A 23,214-nucleotide genomic window follows, 5' to 3' on the forward strand; every position below is an offset into this window, starting at 1 on the left:
AGTTTAATTTTTATAATCTAAGTTTTAATTGAGTGAATCATTTTGTGGCAATTTCACCCAATTACGGGCTTAAAAAAACAGAATCCTTTATAATTCCCGAAAAGCAAAATGCATGATAAGAGTACGATAATGTTTCGATGGCTTGAAAGACTGGTTGACCCCTATCCCACCAAAAATCTGAATCAACCTTTACCGACCAAGTTTTTTCCATTTGTCTGGCAGGCAGCCTATGGAGTCCGCCGTTATTTACTGATTCTGGTGCTGTGTACCGCCGGTGCTGCCAGCTTCGAAGCCTTACTGTATTCAAAAATTGGTGAGCTGGTGAACTGGCTCAGTAAAAGCCAGCCCGATACTTTTCTGGAGCAACATGCCAGCAATTTAACCTTACTGAGTATTGTTCTGCTGGCCAATATTTTCTTCGCCAGCGCACAATCACTGATTAAGCATCAAATTCTGTATAGCAACTTTCCCATGCGTTTACGCTGGCGCTTTCATAATCTGCTGATGAAACAAAGCCTGGATTTTTTCCACAACGATTTTGCCGGACGATTATCTGCCAAAGTCATGCAAACGGCTCTGGCAGTACGCGAATTCTGGGTCATTCTGGGTGACATGCTGGCGTATGTGCTGATTTATTTCATCACGATTAATATTGTCTTAGGTGCAATTTCACCCTTGCTGATCATTCCATTGATGGTCTGGCTAGCCTTGTTTATCTGTGCAGCGTGTTATTTCATTCCACGTTTGAGCAAAATTTCCAATGCCCAGGCGGATGCCCGTGCCGTCATGACCGGGCGTATTACGGATGCCTATACCAATATCCAGACCGTGAAGCTGTTTGCTCATGCCGGCCGTGAAAGTCAGTATGCCAAGACCTCAATGCAGGAATTTATGGTAACGGTATATAAACAGATGCGTCTGGGTGCTCAATACGAAATCAGCATTTTGCTGCTGAGTGTAGTGTTATATGGCGGCGTACTGGGTACCGCGATCTGGTTGTGGATGGAAGGTCAGGCCGAGCTGGGCATTATTGCTGCAACTACAGCAATGGTACTGAAACTGAACAGTATTGCCGAATTTATGATGTGGCAGACCTCTGCCCTGTTTGAAAATGTCGGTACCATTCAGGATGGTATGAAAACTTTAGGCCGCAAAATTGCCATTGAAGATAAACCGGGTGCCAAAGAGCTACAGCTCAATCACGGTGAAATTAAATTCGAAAATGTCAGCTTTGCCTATAATGATAAAAACGTGATTGATCAGTTTAATCTGACCATTCGCCCAGGTGAAAAAATTGGTATTGTCGGCCGTTCAGGTGCAGGGAAATCTACCCTGATTCAACTGTTGCTGCATTTTTATCATATTAACCAGGGTCGTATCTTGATTGATGGTCAGGATATTGACGATGTGACTCAGGACAGTTTGCGCAAGAATATTGCATTAGTGACTCAAGATACTTCACTGCTACATCGCACTGTCGCGGAAAACATTAAATATGGTCGTCCAGATGCGACTGATGAAGAAATGTTTGAAGCTGTGCGTAAAGCCAAAGCGGAAGAGTTTATTCCCAATCTGACCGATTTGCGTGGCAAAAAAGGCTATGAAGCTTATGTGGGTGAACGTGGCGTGAAACTTTCCGGGGGGCAGCGTCAGCGGATTGCCATTGCTCGTGTGTTCCTGAAAGATGCCCCAATTCTGATTCTGGATGAAGCGACCAGTGCGCTGGATTCTGAAGTCGAAGCAGCAATTCAAAACAGTCTGGACGACTTGATGCAAGGTAAAACCGTGATTGCCATTGCTCATCGCCTGTCTACCATTGCCCAGATGGATCGTCTGATTGTACTGGATCAAGGTCGAATCGCCGAGCAAGGCACGCATGATGAACTGGTGGCATTAAATGGCATCTATGCCCAACTTTGGCAGCGTCAAACTGGTGGCATGCTGATTCAGCAACAGGTCAAAGCATCAAAAGATCATGAATAATATGATCTCTAGAAGATTTCAAAACTTCTAATGATTTGCTCGTCCTTAATATTAAACAGGTCTGGAAAAAGGAAAACTTTGCCCAGACCTTTCTTTGTAAAATTTTCTCTACAGATGAACAGCAAGTTGCCATCTATCTGGTATCTTATGAAATGACATCTCTCTCTAGTTCTGAAAGCTCTCTGAAGAAGTCCTGTTCAATGATTAATAAAACTAGACCAATCGTCCTGTCCTGAGCAAACAGATGCTGGGATGCGACTTATTCAATAAAATAATTTTAATTTCATCAATAAAATTATGTGGTTTAAATTGATTTTAATGCTGAATTCAGGCTAATCTGCCAGTGGCAGAATCACAATCGCCAAAATTTTGTCCAACAATTTTAATGAAAAATTTGGTGGCTTCATGCCAATATCTATTTATAAATAAAAAAATTTGAATGAGTGCAACGGATCGCGCATGAAAACAATTGCTCCACGCCAAGACCAAGGAATTCCAGGTGTTTACGGTCTCCTGCTTCTCGATGTCATTTCCCGCTGGGGTTATAACAATGAGTCGCTTTTCCAACCTTTTGGCCTGACCAGTGAACAGTTGGCAGATCCTGATTTTCGTATTCCAACTCCTGTCGCCAATGAACTGGTCAAATATGCCCTGAAACTGACCGGAGAGCCGACCTTGGGCTATCATCTTGGCACACAGATGCGGATCTCGATTCATGGCTTTATTGGCTATGCCATTATGACGGCGAATAATATTACCGATGCGCTGGTACTGGCGAACCGATTTATTCAACTCCGTTTACCCTTCCTGCAATTATTTTTCTCAACCTTTGACGCCAAAGCCACGGTGCAGTTGCAAACCGATATTCAGCTTGAACCTCTGCGCACCGAAATTTCAATTGCTTTAATGATTGGTCTGATCAGTATGGCCAAAGCGATTACAGGCATTAACGATGCAACGGGAGAAATCGACTTCGATTTTAAGAAGCCTGAAGGTTTCGAACGCTTTATGGCGAAGTTCCCTACCCATCAGTTCCGCTTTGAACAGCCGCATTTAATTCTGAGTTTTGATAAAAGCTATCTGATGAACAAGCTGGTACATGCCGATCCAATTGCCAGCCAGATTGCAATTAACCAGTGTGAAACAGAACTTTCTGCCTTGGGTGAACGGCACCGGATTGCCATGCGTGTCCGGGATATATTGACCCATGCTGAGCAACACTATCTCAGTATTGAAAGTGTGGCGGATCGCTTGCACATGTCTGACCGCACCTTAAAACGTCAACTCGCCGCCGAAGGCACCTCCTTTTCTACCCTGGTCGATGAAGTGCGTTACCGGCATGCCACCTCGTTATTATCCCGGACAGATTTTACCCTGGAACAGATTGCCGATGAACTGGGTTATAGTGATGTGGCCAATTTTAGCCGGGCGTTTAAACGCTGGAGTGGTCGCAGCCCGAGCAACTGGCGCAAAGATCCTTATTTATAAGGGAGTATAAGCCTTTTGTTTTGCTTAAAAAGAATGTATAAAACATGTCAAAAATGATCTTAAGATTTTTAAGGAGTTATCAATGAATCATCCTGCAGAATTAAAGTACGCAAGTACACATGAATGGGCGCGCATTGAGGGTGATCTTGTTGTGACCGGTATTTCCGACCATGCACAGGATGCGTTAGGTGATTTGGTTTATGTCGAAGCACCAGATCTTGCTTCACATATCACTGCAGGCGAACAAGCTGGCGTGGTTGAATCAGTAAAAACAGCTTCTGATATTCATGCGCCGGTGTCTGGTGTAGTGGTTGAAATCAATCCTGATCTTGAAGATGATCCTGATTTTATTAATGATGACCCATACGGCAAAGGCTGGATCTATAAAATCAAGCCAGACAATATGGCAGATGTCGAAAAGCTGCTTTCCAATACAGAATATGAAGCTGGCCTCTAAGCCATTTTAACTTTAAAAAAATCAGCCTCCGGGCTGATTTTTTTATTAAAGATCAAGCGTTGCATTTCCTAGTTCAAATTAAATTTCATGCATTTATCATGAAATATCATTGTATTTTTCACTTATTTTTCTTAAAGTCTTGCTCATATCTCCTTCGCTCCTAGATAGCTCGCGCTTATTTATAACAATAATTTCCCATGCTGAGCCCAGCGTCTTACAGCATATCATTTTAGGAAAATCATGAACGCCATTGCAGCGCCACTATGGACCAAGTCATTTGTGCTTTGTTTGGCCAACAACCTATTTTTATTTATTTTCTATTTTGCACAAACCACAATTTTGCCAATATACATCTTAAAAGAATTAGGCGGCAACCTGACTCAGGCAGGTCTGGCCATGACCTTGTTTATGGTGTCTGCCATTGCAGTGCGACCTTTTAGCGGTTTAATTATCGAAAAATTCGGGGTGCGTAAAACCCTGATTATTTCTGAAGTGTTCTTTAGCTTATTTTCACTTACTTATCTGTTGGCAGATCAGCTCACGATTCTGTTTATCATCCGTTTCTTACACGGCATCTGGTTCAGTATCTTGACTACAGTTTGTGTGCTTGTGGTGAACCAGTTTATTCCGGAGCAGCGTAAAGGCGAAGGCATGGGCTATTTTGTCATGTCGGTTAATCTGGGGATTGTCTTAGGTCCGTTAATAGGTCTAAGCCTGATGGAATACTGGTCTTATTTTCAGGTCAGTATGCTATTGATCGTCTTGGTTTTTATTGGATTTGCCTTCTGTTTTTTGATTCCGGTCAAAGAGCCTGAAAAAATCATCGAAAATACCAACAAGAAAACATCGCTTGAGCTGAATGATTTTGTGGAAAAGAAAGTGCTGCCTGTCGCGGTACTGGCTATGCTGATTTCTTTTTCTTATGCGAGCATCATGTCCTTTATCGCGCCATTTGCAGCCAGCAAGGATTTAATGGCTTATGCGGGTTTATTCTTTGTGGTTTTCGCCATTTCCATGATGAGCTTACGGCCGATCACCGGAAAAATTTATGATCGTAAAGGTCCGCAGTATGTGATTTATCCGGCCTTGATGGCTTTTAGTTTGGGTTTATTTTTACTTAGCCAGATTCAGACCTTATGGGGATTCATGCTGGCTGCAGTCATGGTTGGCGTGGGCTTTGGCAGTGTGCAACCGTGTATTCAAACCTTGGCGATTCAACGTGCGCCCAAGCATCGAATTGGCTATGCAACCTCAACTTTTTATACTTTTTATGATCTGGGGATTGCCATCGGTTCACTGCTGATTGGTGCCATCATTGCAGCTTACAGTTATCAGTTTGCTTTTATGCTATGCGGTATTTTAACCTTAAGCAGTATTATTTATTTTAAGCTGGTGGTGCAACGTAAAACCGTCTAGTTTTATGGATTGAATAATAAATAAGATAAATAAAAACAGGCAGAAAATTCTGCCTGTGATTTTTTGAGTAAATGTTTATTCTGACACCGGAGTATTCTCTGCTTCTTTCTCATCCGCTTTTGGATCTTGCATCATGGTGAATTGGGTTGCTTCACTAGCTGGTGCAGTACTGTCCTGTCGGTTACTTTTCAGCTTGATCTGCAGGCGTAACTCATTGGTAGAATCGGCATTGCGCAAGGCTTCTTCATAAGAAATTTCACCCTGGTTATACAGGTCAAATAAGGCCTGGTCAAAGGTCTGCATGCCCAGTTCACGCGATTTCGCCATAATCGCTTTCAATTCGTGGAATTCACCTTTCAAAATCAGGTCAGACATCAGTGGCGTATTTAACATGATTTCAATCGCTGCACGACGGCCTTTACCATCTTGAGTACGAATCAGACGCTGTGAAATGATCGCCTTCATATTGGATGACAAATCCATTAATAGCTGGTTCCGGCGTTCTTCCGGGAAGAAGTTGATAATCCGGTCCAAAGTCTGGTTGGCATTGTTCGAGTGCAGCGTTCCCAGACACAGATGTCCAGTTTCAGCAAAAGCAATCGCGTGTTCCATGGTTTCAGTATCGCGAATTTCGCCGATCAGAATCACATCTGGTGCCTGACGCAAGGTATTTTTCAGCGCATTATGCCAGGAATGGCAGTCCACTCCGACTTCACGATGAGTAATCATGGATTTTTTATGCTTGTGCACATATTCAACCGGATCTTCTACGGTAATGATATGCCCGGCTGAATTTTCATTTCGATAGTCAATCATGGCTGCGAGTGAAGTTGATTTACCGGAACCTGTTCCTCCGACTACCAATACCAGTCCACGTTTTTCCATAATCACATGTTTCAGAGATTCCGGTAATTTCAGCTTCTGGAAATTTGGAATTTCTGCAGTAATGGTACGAATCACCATGCCAACATTAAGTTGTTGTACAAACACATTGACCCGAAAACGGGAAACACCTGGCACGGTGATGGCAAAATTGCACTCAAGTTCAGTTTCAAATTCTTTACGCTGTTTATCATTCATCAGACTGTAGGCAAACAGCTTGGTTTTTTCAGCTGTGAGTTCCTGCTGTCCAAAAGGTTTCATTAAGCCTTGATGTTTAATACTCGGTGGAAAATCAGCCGTAATAAATAAATCTGAACCGCCATATTCCACCACTTTAGTCAGCATGTGATGCATGAATTTTTTTGCTTCGTCCAACAATTCTGCCGTGAACATCTTTTCCCCCGGAAATGCACAACTGCACAAACCTTGATCTTAGATTTATGCCAAATATTTTAATTTGATTGTGCAGCGTTTTATAAATATGCTCAAATATATTTGATTTATAAAGAAAATATTTTTAAAAATTTATGTGATGAACTTCAATAAAAATTAAATTAACCTGCAATATGTATGCTTTTTTAAAGCAACTCTGCTCAAAAAGAAGATTGTCATTTAAATGGTAAAACTCTGTCAGACGATTCATTATTTGTCCTTTACGACATATAGAGTGTCATTTTTTTTCCTTATGATTACCAACTCCCCTATTTTTTATGTACCAATTTCGGTTCTACCATATGCGATAACGAATTATGAAAAGTAGGACAATGTTTATGAAAATTGAACTAAATCGTGGAACTTTGCTCAAATAACAGGCGTGGAACTTAATAAATTATTAAAAAAGCCCGATTCAGCTAAGTTAGGCTTTTTATTTGACTATAAAAATATGATTTATATAAAATAAAATAGAGAATTTCGTATAACGTGTATTATGTTAATTTTAGGAAAACTTAAACGAAATCACCAAAAACTATGAAAAAAAAATCAGCTTTTTTATATTATTTAGATGTTACAGCACCATTTTATTATTTTTATCTTGTACCCACTGTAATCGCATTAGTCATAGTCAGTTTTGATTTCTCATTTCAGGGCTTATTTCCGACCACAATTGACTCTTCGATTTCAAGCCAACATAAGTTTCTAAATGACTATTTTGCAATATGTAATTTTTTCGTGATTGGGCTTATTGTTATTAATTATTTAAGACACCCACTACCAGCCAAATATGTAAGACAAATACGTCAGCATTATGCAACATTAAATAAGAACCAGCAGTCTATCAATGGCTGGCTTGGCATTGTATTTTTCTGTTTTACTTTAGGCCTAATGAACCTGACTTGGTTTATTATTAATGATGAGCCTCTCCCACCATATAAAGAATGGCGCAAAGGCGATACTCTTACCTACTTAAACAGTTTCGCACATCCTTATATTTCTGCTATTGCTTTTAGTTTGCAATATGCCCTCATGGTATTCTTTACATTAATATTTATGAACATATTTGATAATCGTAAATATAGACAAAATTAATATGCTTAGTGCCATTTAACATAATGGCGATTATACGAAAGGCCCTTGTTAGAACCCATTTAAAGTGTCTATATTCTCACCAATAAAAATGTCTGGTTTATGATGGTTTTTATCACCATGGACTGGATATAAAATATAAATGCTGATCACTATGTCTGATAAAGAAATTCAACGTCTTGCAGTTCTGCAAGACGTTAGAGATCATCGTATTACCCAGGTCCGTGCTGCTGAAATCCTGAATCTTTCCACCCGTCAAATTACCCGGTTATTGCAGAAGCTCAATCAAGATGGTGTCTCAGGTATGGCACATGCCAGTCGTGGTCAACCGGGTCATCGTCGCCATGACGTCCTGTTAAAATCAGAATGTCTTTCCATTATTTCTGAACATTTACTTGGCTTTGGTCCTACATTGGCTCATGAGAAGCTCAGCAGCATGTTTGGCCTGCATATCCCGGTAGAAACGGTTCGTCGCTGGATGACTGCAAATGACCTCTGGATTCCTCGATCCAAGCGCCTGAAACGTCCATATCAGCCTCGATACAACCGTGATTGCTTCGGTGAGCTGATCCAGATCGATGGCTCATATCATGACTGGTTTGAAGGTCGAGCTTCCAAATGCTGCTTGCTGGTTTATATCGATGACGCCACTGGAAAGCTGTTGCATCTGCGCTTTTGTGAGGCTGAAACGACCTTTGATTATATGCTTTCAACCCGAGCCTACATTGAGCAATACGGCAAGCCTTTAGCGTTTTATAGCGATAAACACTCGGTATTCCGAGTGAATCAGAAATCGAGCCAAGATAGCCAGATCACGCAATTTGGGCGGATTCTGAATGAGTTAAATATTGATATTATCTTCGCCAACTCACCCCAGGCCAAAGGCCGTGTGGAACGTGCCAATAGAACACTCCAGGATCGCCTGATCAAGGAAATGCGCCTAGAAGGTATCTGTTCAATTGCCGAGGCAAATGCCTGGCTGCCCTGCTTTATTGAGCATTTCAATCAGAAGTTTGCCAAGTGTGCGCGAAACTCAAAGAATTTACATCGGCCATTAACCGAATCTCATCTTGAACTGGATGATATTTTTACCTGGCAGGAACCGCGTAAGGTCACCAAGAATCTGACCCTGACCTATGACAAATGTATTTATCTGCTTGAACCGACAGAGCTGAATCATAAGCTTGTTGGGCAATATATTTCATTTCTGGAGTACCCGGATGGGACTGTGGCCCTCATGCACGAGGGACGAAAGCTCAACTACAGCATTTTCAATAAATTAGCTGGGCTACAGCAGAATGAGATCGTTGAGAATAAACGGTTAGGTACAGTTCTGGCACATATTCAGCAACAGCATGAAGAGTTGGAAAAACAGAATAAACGTTCCCGTCTCAAGAAAAGTATGCCGAGTCGTAAAGCTCAGAAAGCTGTTATTGAACAAAGAAAGTTAAATCCTGTGCTTGACTCTTGTGGTTAAAAACAGGACATTTTAAATGGTTTATCGCATAGACATTTTAATTGGTGAATAACAACCCTTGTAAGTCCAAAATAGAAATATCCGCTTTCAGACTCTGGCATTGATTATGCCACCTAACATTAAAAGTGACATTGGCCATACGTTTTTAGCCAAATTATGCGTTGCCCAGATCCTCAGTATTAATCGGTAGAAAGTGTGCGTGATCTAGACTGCTCAAGCATAGATATTTGAGTACTTTCCGCCTGCAAAACTGGGTTAAGACGATTACTTTTCAATTTGATTTGCAAGCGCAGTTCATTATTGGAGTCCGTATTACGCTTAGCATATGGTGCATAAATTTACGTGCTTCATCGAGCAATTCGGTTGTATACATATCGAGATTCCTGAGATCATGACTGGTCAGCCGTATAGAATGAGCTGGAGCAAGATCTCTAATAAATTATTGTTATTGTTTATTTTTTAATTTAATTATTTTATTCAATTTATAAAATCGTTCTAATCATTATTTTTATTTTCAAACGCTCTGATGAGCTGATTTAAGCATCTGGGAGATGCACTGATCAGCTTCATCCGATTCTGTCTTTCCCCAATCAATTGAGGAAAGACATCATTCAGTTTTAAGCACTACGCTTCAAACCTTCAATTCGTAGTGAGTCAGTCATATTTAACAATAGTTGTTCGGTTTTTTTCCAGCCCAGACATCCATCAGTGACTGACTGACCATAAGTCATTTGCTCAGAAATTTTTTGATTCCCGTCAACAAGATGACTTTCTAGCATTACACCACGAACATTGGTCTGTAAGCGTTCTGCCACGATCTGCTCCAGTACTTCAGGCTGCAGCATCGGATTTTTTGAGCTATTGCCATGACTACAGTCAATCACCAATGCGGGTAAGTCGATCTGATGTTTGGCGCGGATTTTCTCAATTTCTGACAATTGATAATTTGGTCCGCTATTCGAGCCACGTAAAATCAAATGTGCTTTAGGATTACCTTGCGAGTGTAAAATGCATGGCAAACCGGATTGGCTCATTCCCAGGAATTGATGCGGATGAGAGGCAGACTGAATGGCATCCAGAGCAATTTGAATCGAACCGTCAGTACCATTTTTGAAACCAATGCTATATGGCATATGGCTGGAAATTTCGCGATGAATTTGCGATTCGCTGGTACGTGCGCCAATCGCACCCCAAGCTAGTAAGTCATCGAAATAAGCTGTTGCCATCGGGCTAAGGATTTCAGAGGCAATCGGGAGACCCATTGCAATAATTTTGAGGTATAGGTTACGGGATTTTTCCAAGCCCAATTGCATATTGGATGAACCATCCAGATTTGGATCGTAAAGGAAACCTTTCCAGCCTACCGTAGTCCGTGGTTTTTCGATATAAGCACGCATCACTAGGAAAATCTGATCAGATACCTGTGACTGAAGCTGTTTTAATTTTTCTGCATAGTCTAGCGCGGAGGCTTCATCATGAATGGAACATGGGCCGGTGACCACCATCAAACGATGATCCTTGCCTTCTAATATATTTTGAATGGTTTGACGATGTTCAGCGACTTGGCTGGCCAATTGCGGAGACAGTGGCAATTGCTGCTTAAGCTGCTGAGGTAAAATTAAAATGCTTTCAGCATGATGTTGTTGTGATGTATTTGGGATATTCATGACTTTAATCCTGGGACTGGCAATCAGTCCAAACTTTTATTTGAGCGTTATGGGTCTAATCGAAGGTGTTGTGAGTGTCATTAGCTGACTAAAATAAGACCAATAAAAGTTGTTAAAGTATGAATAGTTAAAGTTTGTCATGGCTGTCTCCAAAATATTGTAAAAAATGAAAGGCATAAAAAAACCTGATCAGGGTTGCCGATCAGGTATAAACTGGTGGGCAACCTTTTCATTGCCCAAACGCATTCAGGCAATTAGCTAAACTGCCAGAAATAAAAATATGCGTTTGAAATGATAGGCTGCTTTAACATGTTATGTCTTTCATAAAATGTGATTCTGAAATTAAAATACGCGCTCTGTGATCATTTGACAAGCATTAAATATAAAAAAATATTTATTAACTTTTCTACTTTTATTTATTAATTCATCAAACCGTGAGATGTATCACTAAAATTGGTAAAACCCACAAACCTATTGCAGATTTTACCAAAGAAACTTCAGTTTAATCCAAAGATTAAAAATTAACGTGAAACACGATTCCAGGCATCACGCACTGCAAATTTAGCCTGTTCCCAGTTTAAACGTGATTCGCCTTTCATTTGTTCCCATTTCAGTCTCAAATCAGGTTCTACGTCTTCAAAACGGGTATGGGCATCATAGCTGCCACGGTTTTCATAACCGACTCGGTAGGCCGTATCATAATCACGGTCATAATCCAGATCGCTATAGCTAGTACGGGCATCTGAATAGTATGGCGTATTGATCGAATTATCACGCCAGTAAGCTTGCTCTTCTGTTGGATTTATAGCTTCGCCTACACCTTTACCTGCCAGACCACCAACAACAGCACCGACTACACCACCAACAGCGACACCGACTGGACCGCCTGCAGCACCAATGGCTGCACCTGCCGCTGCGCCACCTGCAGCACCTACACCTGTACCTACAGGATGTGCGCCAGGTTCACCCGTAATTGGATCAGCATTTAAATCATCGCGGACATCTTTAGGCGCATTATTAATTACATCACGATCAAAATTATCATTCGACATAGAGCTTATCCTTATTCTTTAAAATGGTTTTAGCACGTATCTTCATACGTCCTATTTAATATAAGCATCTGGCATGTAATGACATTAGCAGGCGTGTGTTGTTTCAGTGACTCTCTGTGAGGCTTTCATGCACTAATGTATCCTGAATCAAGTGAAAGCCGCATAAAAAAGACCGGTTTAATACCGGTCTTTTTTAGATTAAAACAGCTTAGTCAAAATGAATGACTGTACGGATCGACTTGCCTTCATGCATTAGGTCAAAAGCTTCATTGATCTGACCTAATGGCATGGTATGAGTCACAAAAGGTTCCAGCTGAATTTCACCTTTCATGGATTGCTCTACCATTCCCGGTAATTGTGAACGACCTTTCACCCCACCAAAAGCAGTACCCATCCATTTACGACCTGTGACTAACTGGAATAGACGGGTTGAAATTTCTTTACCTGCTCCGGCTACACCAATAATTACCGACTGACCCCAGCCACGATGCGCACATTCTAGTGCTGAACGCATTACATCTACATTACCGATACATTCGAATGAATGGTCTACCCCCCAACCAGTCATTTCGACGATCACTTGCTGGATCGGCTGATCATAGTCTTTTGGATTCAGGAAATCTGTTGCACCAAACTGTTTCGCCAGTTCAAATTTATCCGGATTGGTATCAATCACAATGATACGGCCGGCTTTGGCCTGACGTGCGCCTTGTACTACAGCAAGACCGATACCACCTAAACCAAATACTGCAACACTGTCACCTTCCTGAACTTTAGCGGTGTTATGCACCGCACCAATACCGGTAGTCACCCCACAACCAAGCAGGCAAACATGCTCATGGTTGGCTTCAGGATTAATTTTTGCCAGAGAAACTTCAGCTACCACGGTATATTCAGAAAAAGTTGAACAACCCATATAGTGATAGATCGGCTCGCCATTATAAGAGAAACGGGTCGTACCATCTGGCATGACACCTTTACCCTGGGTCGCACGCACAGCAACACACAGGTTGGTCTTACCTGATTTACAGAACAAGCATTCGCCACACTCAGCAGTATAAAGCGGAATCACGTGATCGCCCGGTTTCAGGCTGGTGACCCCTTCACCTACTTCAACGACCACACCCGCACCTTCATGACCCAAAATTGCAGGAAATACACCTTCAGGATCTTCACTAGACAAGGTAAATGCATTGGTATGACACACGCCTGTATGGCTAATTTTTACCAGTACTTCACCTGCTTTTGGTGGAGCAACATCCACTTCTACAATTTCTAATGGCTGGCCTGGACCAAACGCAACTGCTGCACGTGATTTCATGTAAAACTGTCTTTTTTTGCTGATTTACAGATGACTAACAGTAACCTCTTTCTATTCGGAGATTCAACTATTAACATCACCAGATAAGGAATAAAAGATCCTATAATTAATGGAACATCAATGACTAAACCTTCGCCCTTTGTATGTTTGAGCATTTTTACTTTTAGCATCATGCTTTCTGGCTGTGAACTGGCTCCCAACACTGCTGAAGAAGCGAAAATCACGCCGGTTCGACCTGCGCACTGGATCGACAATCAACTTTCAAAACAACAGATTAATAGCGGTAAAACGGCTTTCTTGCCGCTCTATGATGGCTTTATGAGTATGGCAGCACGCCTGCACCTGATTAACAAAGCCAAATATCATCTGGATCTACAATATTATATCTGGAAGGATGATTATATTGGCAATATGATCTTGTCCCAATTACTCAAAGCCGCCGATCGCGGTGTCAAAGTTCGGGTCCAGATTGATGATCAAAATGGCACCCAGCTTGATGACAAGCTTCTTGCTTTAAGCCAGCATCCAAATTTTGAAGTCCGGATTTTTAATCCCTATAAATTTCGTCATTTACGTGCGCTAGATTATGGCTTCCGGATGAAAAAGGTTAATCATCGCATGCACAATAAATTAATCATTGCGGATGGCACTGCAGCCGTGACCGGCGGCCGCAATATCAGTAGTGAATATTTTGATGCCAGTGAAGATTTTCAATTCACCGATGTGGATATATTCTTCGCAGGGCAAAGCGTAACAGATGCCAATCAGACCTTTATTAACTTCTGGAATGATGATCTGAGTTATGACGTTCGACAGATCTTGAATGATGCCGGCCATCCTGAAATGCTTAAAAGGCTCAGAACTGAATTTGAACGAGAAGATGTTGACGAAACTGAACTCAAACGCCGGGTGGGCATTGCCGAGAAACAAGTCGAACAACACTTAAAAAAACAACCCATTCACTGGGCGCCGGCTTATTTTGTTGCGGATAGTCCCGCAAAAGCACGCCCCCATGCCAAAAATGGCGATTATATTTATACCCATATGCTCGAACTGATGGGTGAGCCAAAAAAACATCTGGAACTGGTGTCCTCGTACTTTATTCCCACGCAAAAAGGGGCCGACTATTTAACCCGCCGTGCGCAACAAGGTGTGAAAATCAGAATCCTGACCAACTCTTTTCAGGCCAATGATGTGGCTGCGGTGCATGCCTATTATCAGCAATATCGTCAGCAATTATTGAAAAGTGGCATCGAACTCTGGGAATTTAAACCCTACATTGTCCGTCCGGAACGGACCTGGTATGAAATTATGACTGGAGACATCATCCCGGCTAAAAACAAAAATAGCTCCAGTTTGCATGCCAAATTTTTTGATCTGGATGGCATGGTGTTTGTCGGTTCATTTAATTTTGATCCGCGTTCAGCCTATCTGAATACCGAAGTCGGTCTGGTCATTGAATCGGAAGATTTTCAGAAGGAAATCACCAGTGCGATGGATCAGTACTTACCACGCGTGGCTTATCAACTTAAACTGAACGAAAAAAATGAAATGATTTGGCTGGAACATCAAAAAGATGGCCGTAGCATTCAACATTCACATGATCCGGAAACTACAAAATTCCAGCGTTTTATGATGAATCTGGTGACGAAATTTCCCGGTGAATGGTTAATGTAATGACATTGGAGTGACCTTAAAATTACATGCTATGAAAAGCCCGTATTTCGAGAATAGCCGATTAACCTAACTTAGTCCGATCATCTTTTAAAAGGTTTTACAGTCGATTGCGCTTACTTTAGAATTACACTTTTCTCGTATTTTGCGATTGTTCGCCCTCCACTCCCATGCAATTTTTTGATTTAAGCCGTCAGTTTAAGTTCAGTGATATTCTGACGCCTGTAAAAACTCTCCATGATTTATCCCAGCAAGAATGGTATTTGGCCAAAATTCGGGTGGAACATGACTGTCTGTCCGACTCCGATACGGTCGAGGGACAGGTAGTTTTGAAATCCAGTGAAAATATTCAACTTGAACTGGAATGGCTGATTCAGGATAGCGGTTATGAATTACAGGTTTTATTTAAAGGTGTAGAAACCGAAGCCACTGATGAGACCGGTATTATGTTGAAAGGTGCACAACTGGTCGATGAACTGCAGCAAGTACTCTCTGCCCAAGCATTGAGCTTATGGATTGATGGCACTCTTTTGCCGATCTTGCCCGAGATCCGTCAGGAAATTAAAGCACGTTTAAACTTATGGGATTATGTCGAATACGATGGCTAATCGCCGAGTTTTGCATTTTTTAAAGAGCCTATGGGGCTCTTTTTTATAATCTGAATAACGATTTAGATTGATCAAACTGCCGTAGCTTCAGTTTTTTCAGGCAATGCCGAGCTGGGTAACTTGTTATAAAATTTATAAAAATAATAAGAGAATCAAGGCATGATTTCTGATAATGAATGGCAACAGATTCGCCAGGTGGTCGCTGATGCACAACGGGCCGCCATGCATTGCTCTATTGCAACAGTCAACTCCAAAGGCTTTCCTAGTATTACTCCGATCGGAACCGTATTCCTCAACAAAAAGACCAGTACGGGTTTCTTTTTTGATACTTATTCCACTACTTTTTCTGAAAATTTACAGCATCAGCCGATGGCCTGCATACAGGCTGTGAACAGTAGCAAAATGTTTTGGTTTCATGCGTTGCTTAAAGGTAAATTTAAGCGTTATCCAGGAGTACGCTTATATGCAGAAATTGAGCCTTTACGTCCGGCCTCACCTGAGGAAATACAGCAGGTGGATTCGCGTATTCGAGCTTTAAAATGGACCAAAGGTAGCCAGTTAATCTGGTCCAGCTTTCATCATGTCCGGGAGATTAAGATCAATAGCTATCGCTGGGTCGAATATCCAAATATGTGAATAAATACAACCAAAAACTTACAAATAGTAAGTTCATTTCTTATCTGCAGCCCAGAAACTTCTTTAACTATTTTTTCATCTGATTATTGGATTAAATATTAAACCAGACCCACATGTTCAAACATCGTCCGGTAACTTTCGGCTTTTTTCTCCAGAGAAATCGGATAGGCTCGAGAAGATGAAGGCATGCGATATAAATACAGATCACGTCCGACAAAATGGGCCTGGCTAGGTTGACCAATACTCGGCTTTAAAGTCCCTTCAGGCATGGACAGCATCATGGTGTCTGTGGCCTTGTCGCCTGTGGTCATAATATGATTGCACTGCGGCATTTGGCTGAGTAGTTGCTCAATATTGGTAGGTACTACAATTTCCAAAAATTTGTCTGAAGCATTGCCCTTTAAACGCCGGATCTGATAGCCACTATCAAAAATCGCAATCCCCGTTTCTGTTAAAAACTCCCGGATCAATTGTTCCTGAAATTTTTTATTGGGTAGATCTAAAAAGTAATCTTTATTTTCAAAGAAAATCAGTCCAAAAATCCGCCACATATCATTTTGATAGTTTGGATAATAAAAGTTCATTTTCCAGCGTGTGGCAGGTGGCGGAAAACTACCCAACATCAGTAATTTGGCATTGGGCGGTAAAAATGGCGGTAGCGGATGCGTTTCAATATCAGACATAGAATTAACTAAATTGAGAGATTTCAACTATTTTAGAAGGTCTTCCGAATCTTGCCAGCTACTTCTTGTCCCCAAAGTGTATAAACTTCCTTACTCGGATGAAAACCATCTGCAGCCATTTGTAAATTCATGGCACGATACTTCTCAATATCGTATTCAATCCATTGCATATTCACTTGCTGATTCACAAAATTTTCTAGTTGCTGGTTCATCTGTTTAGCATACTGGCCAAATAGCCAGGCTAAAGGATTCGGTAGCGCCGGAAACATATTCATTGGCGGCACACCGGCAGCAATGATCAGTTTCGGACTAAATTTTTGCTGAATTTTACTATAAAGCTGTTCCTGCTTCTGAATCCAAACCTCGACAGGTATCAGTTTGGTCACATCATTGACGCCAACCGACGTGACGATTACATCATAGTGCTGGACTTCTATTTGGTCCAAAGCATGAATTACTTTTGAGCTGGTATCGCCTGTTTTGGCCTGTAATTTCCAGTCAATTTCAAAGTCATCTTTCAGTTCATGCAGAATTGCACCCAGTAATGCGTCATCCTGATGTTCTACTCCTACACCTGCTGCTGCCGAATCCCCTAAAATGAGCAGAGACAGTTTGTTGCCGGTTCCGGTTTGACCTTCACGTGCACCTTCAGGTTCCGGCAGTCTTAGGGTATTTTTCTTGACACGATTACCCTGAATGACAAGTGCAGGAATCAAGGCAATGGTGGCGGCTTTCAGCAACATAGCGGGCTAATTTATATAGGGATATACTTAATTTTACCTGAGTTTATTCTTTTGAACTATTTCCTCAACAGTCATTTTAAATGAATGTTCACCTAAATTTAACTAAGATAGGATTCTTGCAAAATACAGGCTTATACATCTTGCCATTGGGTAAAACATCAAGGATAAATATAAAAAATCCCGCTTAAAAACGGGATTTTTATGACAATCAAAGCTTAGATTTTATAGTCATTCCAGCGATTCATACGCTTAAAAGTTCCCACATCATTAAAACGCACGCCCACTTCTTTCATTACTTTATGCGCCGTTTTGGACGTCAGTTGACGGATATAAAATGGCTCTTTGACCACAAAATGATGAATCGCATGGGTCGAACCGAAATTACAGCAGAATAACTGGAACGGAACCATCCACCATGGATTGAGCACTTGGGTTTGTTTGATCACATCACGTGGATCAATATCGCCATAGTAATGCATATTTGAGCTGACAAACTGCAAGCTAAAAGAACGGATAAAGTTCGGAATCACCCAGATGACTGCCAGCAGATTTACAATCGGCATCGCGTCGACAATGCCTTGCGACCAGAGCATCTCATAACCGAATAGCGGTGAAACTGCATTTAAACCATGAAAGACCACAAACAGGTAGCACAATCCATAGTAAATAATGCTGAGAGGTAAAAAGCCAAATAGCTGAGAAATCATGGCAATTTTACGTTCTTTTTCAGGCTGTTTTTCCAGGAAAAGATGAATCATTTTAATCATCTGAAATGGACGCAGATACACTGACATCAACTGGTCACTAATCACCAGAATTCGGCGAATGCCCCCAAGGCATACCATTACTGATGCCACGTTCTTCCAGGTCATGTTCAGTGCCTGAATATTTATGATGATGCAAATGTAAACGACGACGTGCCCACGGACTGATGGTGTTTGGACGTGCCAACCAGACCAGTGCCAGCATCAGATGATGTGCCCAAGGTGTTTTTTTGAAATACATATAATGAATCAGGTCATGTTCCAATTCATGGGTCAATGATGCAAAAATCGCAATCAAGGGAATGGTAAACCATGCTGAGAGATAACCTGTTCCATATGCTACCGCGCATGCAATCATGCCTGCCCAGGCAAAGCCTAAAATACTCGCACCTATAAAGTTCTGATGTTTGAGTATGGGATAACGAGCACGCACCTCTTCCCCGGCCTGGGTAACGATACTTCTGACCTTGGAGATTCGCTGCTGGTCAGTCATATCCGCAGATGTAGACATATGGACAACCTTTAATTTCTGAACGGTTGTACATTAAAGGAAATTCTAAAAAAGAGAAGTTATCTTTCCACTTTTAGAGTGAGTATGTCTAAGTTTTGGACAGTTTGGAAAAGTTCTTAAAATTGGCGAAAATTAGGAAAAGTAAAAGATGGTCTTTCTCATGAAACGAAAATTTAAAAGTAATTGATTTAATTGCAAATTCATCAATAAAATAAAAATATAATTTTTGATAATTTAAAACTTTATTTTAATAATCAATATATTAGGATTTATAAAATTTCGCTTTTTTGTAAATTCAAGCTATACATTTTTTAGAAAAAAATACTGATTCAGAAATTTTTCTCAGTTTGTCATAAAAAATAAAAAGAGAAGCGCTCTAGCTTCTCTTTTTATAGATCTAAGAGCGCTTTTAACCTAACTTGTTCACCAGTTTAAGTGGTAATACTTTCATGGCTAGACCGAGTGGCAACCAAGGCCATTTCGGCACATAAGCCTTAACTGGTGCTTTTTCAATTTCTGCTGCCAATAAACGCGAACCAGTTTTTTCATCTACTTCAAAAGGTAGCTTTTTTGCCCCTTCATTAATTTCAGTACGAATATATCCTGGGAAAATGGTGGTCACTTTTATTGGCGTACCGATCAATTCAGCTCGAATGCCTTCCGCTAAATGAGCCACGCCGGCCTTACTTGCACCATAAGCCGTTAAATGTTTTGGCATACCGCGCATTGCACTCATAGATGAAATCATCACCAGATGGCCAGAGTTTTGTGCACGGAAGATTTCAACTGCAGCTTCACATTGTGCTAATGCCGAAATAAAGTTGGTTTCAACCGTGGCTTTATTGATAGCAAAATTACCTTTACCAATCCGGCGGCCCTCACCGACACCAGCATTCACAATAACTCGGTCAATGGTGCCAAAGTCTTCTTTAAAAGCACGAAACACTTCAAACACTTGATCGTAATCGGTGACATCTAGTGTTTTGGCAATGACTTTGATGCCATATTGGCTTTCCAGTTCCTGCTTTAAGATTTCCAGACGCTCCAAACGACGTGCACAAATCGCCAGGTTATAGCCTTTTTTCGCAAATTCACGTGCCATACCGGCGCCGATCCCTGAACTTGCACCGGTAATTAAAATTGTTTTAGCCATGTATTTACCCTATTCCTTTATTTTTCTAGCGTATTAGGTTTTAAATCCAGGTCAATAAGTCTGGACGCTGTGCCTTGATAAAATGATGTTCATTTAAACTGAGTAGTTGCGGTTCATTACCCACCAGACGCAGTGTCGTGATACTGGTATTTGTAATCGCCCAGTTTAGGGCAAAGGTTTTCTCCGGGCTCAGCCCTAGAATTTTACCCACTGCCACAGAAATCACCCCACCTGAGGTATAAACTACTGCATAGCGTGGTCGGCTTTTGGACAACTGGTCACACAGATTTTCTAAGCCGCTTTCCACGCGTGCTTTGAAACTTGGCCAAGATTCATCATATTCATGGTGATAATCATCGCCAGTCCAGCGTGCAATTGCACCGCTAAAAATCTTGCTCAGATAATCCCGTGGATTTTCATGTTCTGATACATCCTGTTTCAGCAATTCAGGCTGATTAAAGCGCGGCTCATAACGGGCGAATACCTGCTGATGATTAAATTCATTCCAGGCACTATCGGTCAGAATCTCACTTTCCGGAAAACATTTGTCCAGTGATAATTGCGCTGTCTGTTGATGGCGTTGCATGGAACCAGCCACCACATAAGGCGCTTCTTTCAGGATTTCGTCAAAATAGCGACCCAAAAGCTTTGCCTGTAACTCGCCGTTGGGCGAAAGTTGATCGTAACTTTCTGCGCCAAAAGAGGCCTGGCCATGCCGGATCAAGTAAATGGTTGTCATTTTGGCATTATCTCTTTAAATTTAAGCACATACTTTTGTGCAATCTCATTGGCTTCCAGTTTTTGCTTGCCAATCAGTTTTAAGGCACGAATATGCAAGGCATGAATCACCACCCAAAAATCCTTGAACGCTGGATTATTAGTCTGTTTATGGTAATAACGATAATAGATCTGCTGGGCAATCACCGCGAGACGGAAAATTCCGAACACCTCATAAAACGCCCAGTTTTCCGGTTGCAGGCCGGTTTTTCCCAAGTAGTAATCCACCACTTCTTTACGGGTAAACATACCTTTTAGATTGGTCGGCTGGCGGCGTGTTGCCTTAAAGATGGCATTGTCAGTATCTTCCACCCAATAGGCTAAAGCAGAACCTAGGTCCATGAGCGGATCGCCGAGTGTCGCCATTTCCCAGTCCAGTACGCCAATCACTTCAGTCGGATTTTCCGGATTTAAGATGACATTATCAAAACGCCAGTCATTATGAATCACACAGGTTTTAGAATCTGAAGGAATATTATCTTTAAGCCAGTTGCGCACATATTTAAACGATGGAACATTTAAAGTTTTAGCCTTTTCATAACGTACATCCCAGCCTTCGACCTGACGGCGACAATAGCCTTCACCCTTACCGAGATTTTCAAGTTCAGTTCCTTGATAAGGCACCTGATGCAATTCGATCAGTTTATCAATCACATTGATACATAAAGTCCGGATATCGGATTCAGTAAGCTGCAGCTCAGCTGGCATTTTGGCGCGAGGAATAATTCCTTCAAGCCGTTTCATCACATAGAAATCACAACCAATCACTGATTCATCCTGACAAAGCGCCACCATTTCAGGCACCACCGGATAATGTTCAGACAAGGCTTTTTGTACATGATATTCACGTGCCATATCATGGGCTGATTTGGCTTTGGTACCTTGCGGCGGACGACGTAAAATTAGATCGGCATTGGTATACTGTAAACGGTAGGTCCAGTTTGAAGCTCCGCCTGAATATTGGGTCACTTGCACAGGGCCTTCAACATTCACATTTTGCTGAATTAGCCAATTGGTGATGGCTTGTACATCCAGTTCTTCACCTGCACGAACTGCTCCACCTACATCAATAACCGCCATAATTTTTCCTTAAAATTTTTTAATACGTTGCAATCTTCTATTTAAGCCAGTTTATTTTTTGTGGCGTGTACTGTAGCCACGTTTTGCCAGTTCCAGTTTGGCAATCATGCCCTTATGCACTTCATCCGGGCCATCAGCCAAACGTAAGGCACGTGCCTGGGCAAAGAATCCGGTCAGTGGCGTATCACGAGAGACACCGGCACCGCCGTGGATCTGGATTGCCATATCGACAACTTTTTCCAGCACACTTGGCGCAACGACTTTAATTGCAGAAATTTCAGTCAGTGCCGCCATATTCCCTAAAGTATCCATTTTATAGGCGGCATACAAGGTCAAAAGGCGTGCCTGATCAATTGCAACCCGGGCTTCCGCGACACGTTCCAGATTGCCACCGAGTTTTAAAATCTCTTTGCCAAATGCTGTCCGGCTCATGCCTCGGTCAATCATCAACTCTAAGGATTTTTCCGCAGCCCCGATACAGCGCATGCAATGATGAATACGGCCTGGTCCTAAACGACCTTGGGCAATTTCAAAGCCCTGACCGGCGCCACCAATAAAATTCGCTACCGGAACGCGGACATTTTCAAAGCTGACTTCACCATGGCCATGTGGTGCATCGTAGTCACCAAATACAGGTAGCATGCGTTCGATTTTAACGCCGGCAGTATCCACAGGAACTAAAACCATCGAATGCTGATGATGACGGTCTTTTGTTTCATCTGGAGTATGCGCCATAAAAATAATGATTTTGGCATTTGGATCGCCTAGACCTGATGACCACCATTTACGGCCATTGAGAACAATCTCATCACCTTCCACCATCGCCGTTGCCTGCATATTGGTCGCATCACTGGATGCGACTGCAGGTTCAGTCATACAAAAGACCGAACGGATTTTTCCTTCTAAAAGTGGTATCAGCCATTGCTGTTTCTGTTCTTCAGAACCATAACGCCACAATACTTCCATATTGCCGCTATCTGGCGCATTACAGTTAAATACCACTGGTGCAATCAGGCTACGACCGGAAAGTTCGGCAATATGCGCATATTCCTGAACTGATAAACCCTGGCCAAGCTCAGGACAAGGGAGAAACATATTCCAAAGGCCAACTGCCTTGGCTTTGGCTTTTAAGCTTTCCAGTTCTGCTGGCCATTGCCATTTGGTCCAGTCACTGCCTTGATTCAACTCGTGAATCTGCTGCCAGAAATCAGCTTCAACTGGTTCAATTTCATCAGCAATAAATTTTTTGGTTCTATTTAAATAATCTTGTGCACGTGCTGAAAGCTCAAACATCTCTTTATCCCTCTAAATATTCTAA

At 41.8% G+C, this 23,214-nt stretch carries 19 protein-coding genes and 1 pseudogene; 9 read left to right on the plus strand and 11 right to left on the minus strand.

Annotated elements, in window-relative coordinates:
* Positions 1–129 precede the first annotated feature (129 nt).
* The 4 genes from ACP7BU_RS10140 to ACP7BU_RS10155 all read left to right on the plus strand — a co-directional run bounded on the left by ACP7BU_RS10140 (position 130) and on the right by ACP7BU_RS10155 (position 5,344).
* Positions 130–1,983 carry an ABC transporter ATP-binding protein gene (locus ACP7BU_RS10140; protein ID WP_191112254.1) on the plus strand — a complete coding sequence of 618 codons (1,854 nt, stop codon included), beginning with the start codon at positions 130–132 and terminating at the stop codon, positions 1,981–1,983.
* Between the two features lie 459 nt (positions 1,984–2,442).
* Positions 2,443–3,471, plus strand: coding sequence for an AraC family transcriptional regulator (locus ACP7BU_RS10145; protein ID WP_005262827.1), 1,029 nt, complete (start codon positions 2,443–2,445; stop codon positions 3,469–3,471).
* Between the two features lie 82 nt (positions 3,472–3,553).
* A complete protein-coding gene (gene gcvH / locus ACP7BU_RS10150; protein WP_005262825.1) occupies positions 3,554–3,928 on the plus strand; it encodes a glycine cleavage system protein GcvH in 375 nt (124 codons plus the stop codon).
* 240 nt (positions 3,929–4,168) lie between these two features.
* A complete protein-coding gene (locus ACP7BU_RS10155) occupies positions 4,169–5,344 on the plus strand; it encodes an MFS transporter (RefSeq protein WP_425878525.1) in 1,176 nt (391 codons plus the stop codon).
* 75 nt (positions 5,345–5,419) lie between these two features.
* On the opposite strand, the gene ACP7BU_RS10160 is transcribed toward ACP7BU_RS10155, so the two are convergent.
* Positions 5,420–6,619, minus strand: a complete 1,200-nt coding sequence (locus ACP7BU_RS10160; RefSeq protein ID WP_425878527.1) for a PilT/PilU family type 4a pilus ATPase — start codon at positions 6,617–6,619, stop codon at positions 5,420–5,422.
* 576 nt (positions 6,620–7,195) lie between these two features.
* On the opposite strand from ACP7BU_RS10160, the gene ACP7BU_RS10165 reads away from it, so the two are divergent.
* Positions 7,196–7,753, plus strand: coding sequence for a hypothetical protein (locus ACP7BU_RS10165; RefSeq protein WP_005262814.1), 558 nt, complete (start codon positions 7,196–7,198; stop codon positions 7,751–7,753).
* A gap of 139 nt (positions 7,754–7,892) precedes the next feature.
* Positions 7,893–9,227 (plus strand): ISNCY-like element ISAba32 family transposase, encoded by a 1,335-nt coding sequence (locus ACP7BU_RS10170; RefSeq protein ID WP_159373180.1) that lies wholly within the window; start codon positions 7,893–7,895, stop codon positions 9,225–9,227.
* Positions 9,228–9,844: 617 nt separating this feature from the next.
* Here ACP7BU_RS10170 and ACP7BU_RS10175 read toward each other — a convergent pair.
* The 3 genes from ACP7BU_RS10175 to ACP7BU_RS10185 all read right to left on the minus strand — a co-directional run bounded on the left by ACP7BU_RS10175 (position 9,845) and on the right by ACP7BU_RS10185 (position 13,267).
* Positions 9,845–10,894, minus strand: a complete 1,050-nt coding sequence (locus ACP7BU_RS10175) for a 3-deoxy-7-phosphoheptulonate synthase (protein ID WP_425878530.1) — start codon at positions 10,892–10,894, stop codon at positions 9,845–9,847.
* 521 nt (positions 10,895–11,415) lie between these two features.
* Positions 11,416–11,946 carry a hypothetical protein gene (locus ACP7BU_RS10180; RefSeq protein ID WP_425878532.1) on the minus strand — a complete coding sequence of 177 codons (531 nt, stop codon included), beginning with the start codon at positions 11,944–11,946 and terminating at the stop codon, positions 11,416–11,418.
* A gap of 208 nt (positions 11,947–12,154) precedes the next feature.
* Complete coding sequence (locus tag ACP7BU_RS10185) at positions 12,155–13,267, minus strand: S-(hydroxymethyl)glutathione dehydrogenase/class III alcohol dehydrogenase (protein ID WP_425878534.1); 1,113 nt, start codon at positions 13,265–13,267, stop codon at positions 12,155–12,157.
* 120 nt (positions 13,268–13,387) lie between these two features.
* On the opposite strand from ACP7BU_RS10185, the gene ACP7BU_RS10190 reads away from it, so the two are divergent.
* The 3 genes from ACP7BU_RS10190 (at position 13,388) to ACP7BU_RS10200 (ending at position 16,185) form a co-directional block, all read left to right on the plus strand.
* Positions 13,388–14,944, plus strand: a complete 1,557-nt coding sequence (locus ACP7BU_RS10190; RefSeq protein ID WP_180038459.1) for a phospholipase D family protein — start codon at positions 13,388–13,390, stop codon at positions 14,942–14,944.
* A gap of 167 nt (positions 14,945–15,111) precedes the next feature.
* Positions 15,112–15,549: a hypothetical protein gene (locus ACP7BU_RS10195; RefSeq protein WP_425878536.1), complete on the plus strand. Its 438-nt coding sequence runs from the start codon at positions 15,112–15,114 to the stop codon at positions 15,547–15,549.
* Positions 15,550–15,708: 159 nt separating this feature from the next.
* Entirely contained in the window at positions 15,709–16,185 is a 477-nt protein-coding gene (locus ACP7BU_RS10200) for a pyridoxamine 5'-phosphate oxidase family protein (RefSeq protein WP_071850087.1), read from the plus strand.
* A 98-nt stretch (positions 16,186–16,283) separates the two neighbouring features.
* Here ACP7BU_RS10200 and ACP7BU_RS10205 read toward each other — a convergent pair whose 3' ends face one another.
* From ACP7BU_RS10205 to ACP7BU_RS10235, 7 genes and pseudogenes are all read right to left on the minus strand, one after another.
* Positions 16,284–16,868 (minus strand): uracil-DNA glycosylase family protein, encoded by a 585-nt coding sequence (locus tag ACP7BU_RS10205; RefSeq protein ID WP_425878538.1) that lies wholly within the window; start codon positions 16,866–16,868, stop codon positions 16,284–16,286.
* A gap of 32 nt (positions 16,869–16,900) precedes the next feature.
* Positions 16,901–17,611, minus strand: coding sequence for an SGNH/GDSL hydrolase family protein (locus ACP7BU_RS10210; RefSeq protein ID WP_004280437.1), 711 nt, complete (start codon positions 17,609–17,611; stop codon positions 16,901–16,903).
* A gap of 215 nt (positions 17,612–17,826) precedes the next feature.
* A pseudogene (locus tag ACP7BU_RS10215) lies at positions 17,827–18,886 on the minus strand (fatty acid desaturase).
* Positions 18,887–19,295: 409 nt separating this feature from the next.
* A complete protein-coding gene (locus ACP7BU_RS10220; protein WP_425878540.1) occupies positions 19,296–20,039 on the minus strand; it encodes an SDR family oxidoreductase in 744 nt (247 codons plus the stop codon).
* A 40-nt stretch (positions 20,040–20,079) separates the two neighbouring features.
* Positions 20,080–20,778 carry a histidine phosphatase family protein gene (locus tag ACP7BU_RS10225; protein ID WP_071850090.1) on the minus strand — a complete coding sequence of 233 codons (699 nt, stop codon included), beginning with the start codon at positions 20,776–20,778 and terminating at the stop codon, positions 20,080–20,082.
* Positions 20,775–21,896 carry a phosphotransferase family protein gene (locus ACP7BU_RS10230; protein ID WP_005251968.1) on the minus strand — a complete coding sequence of 374 codons (1,122 nt, stop codon included), beginning with the start codon at positions 21,894–21,896 and terminating at the stop codon, positions 20,775–20,777. The genes ACP7BU_RS10225 and ACP7BU_RS10230 overlap by 4 nt, the downstream gene beginning before the upstream one ends.
* A gap of 51 nt (positions 21,897–21,947) precedes the next feature.
* Positions 21,948–23,189: an acyl-CoA dehydrogenase family protein gene (locus tag ACP7BU_RS10235; protein WP_425878543.1), complete on the minus strand. Its 1,242-nt coding sequence runs from the start codon at positions 23,187–23,189 to the stop codon at positions 21,948–21,950.
* Positions 23,190–23,214: the final 25 nt, after the last annotated feature.

This window comes from Acinetobacter sp. 40AMC3-4 (genome assembly GCF_049898185.1).
Classification (GTDB): Bacteria; Pseudomonadota; Gammaproteobacteria; order Pseudomonadales; family Moraxellaceae; genus Acinetobacter.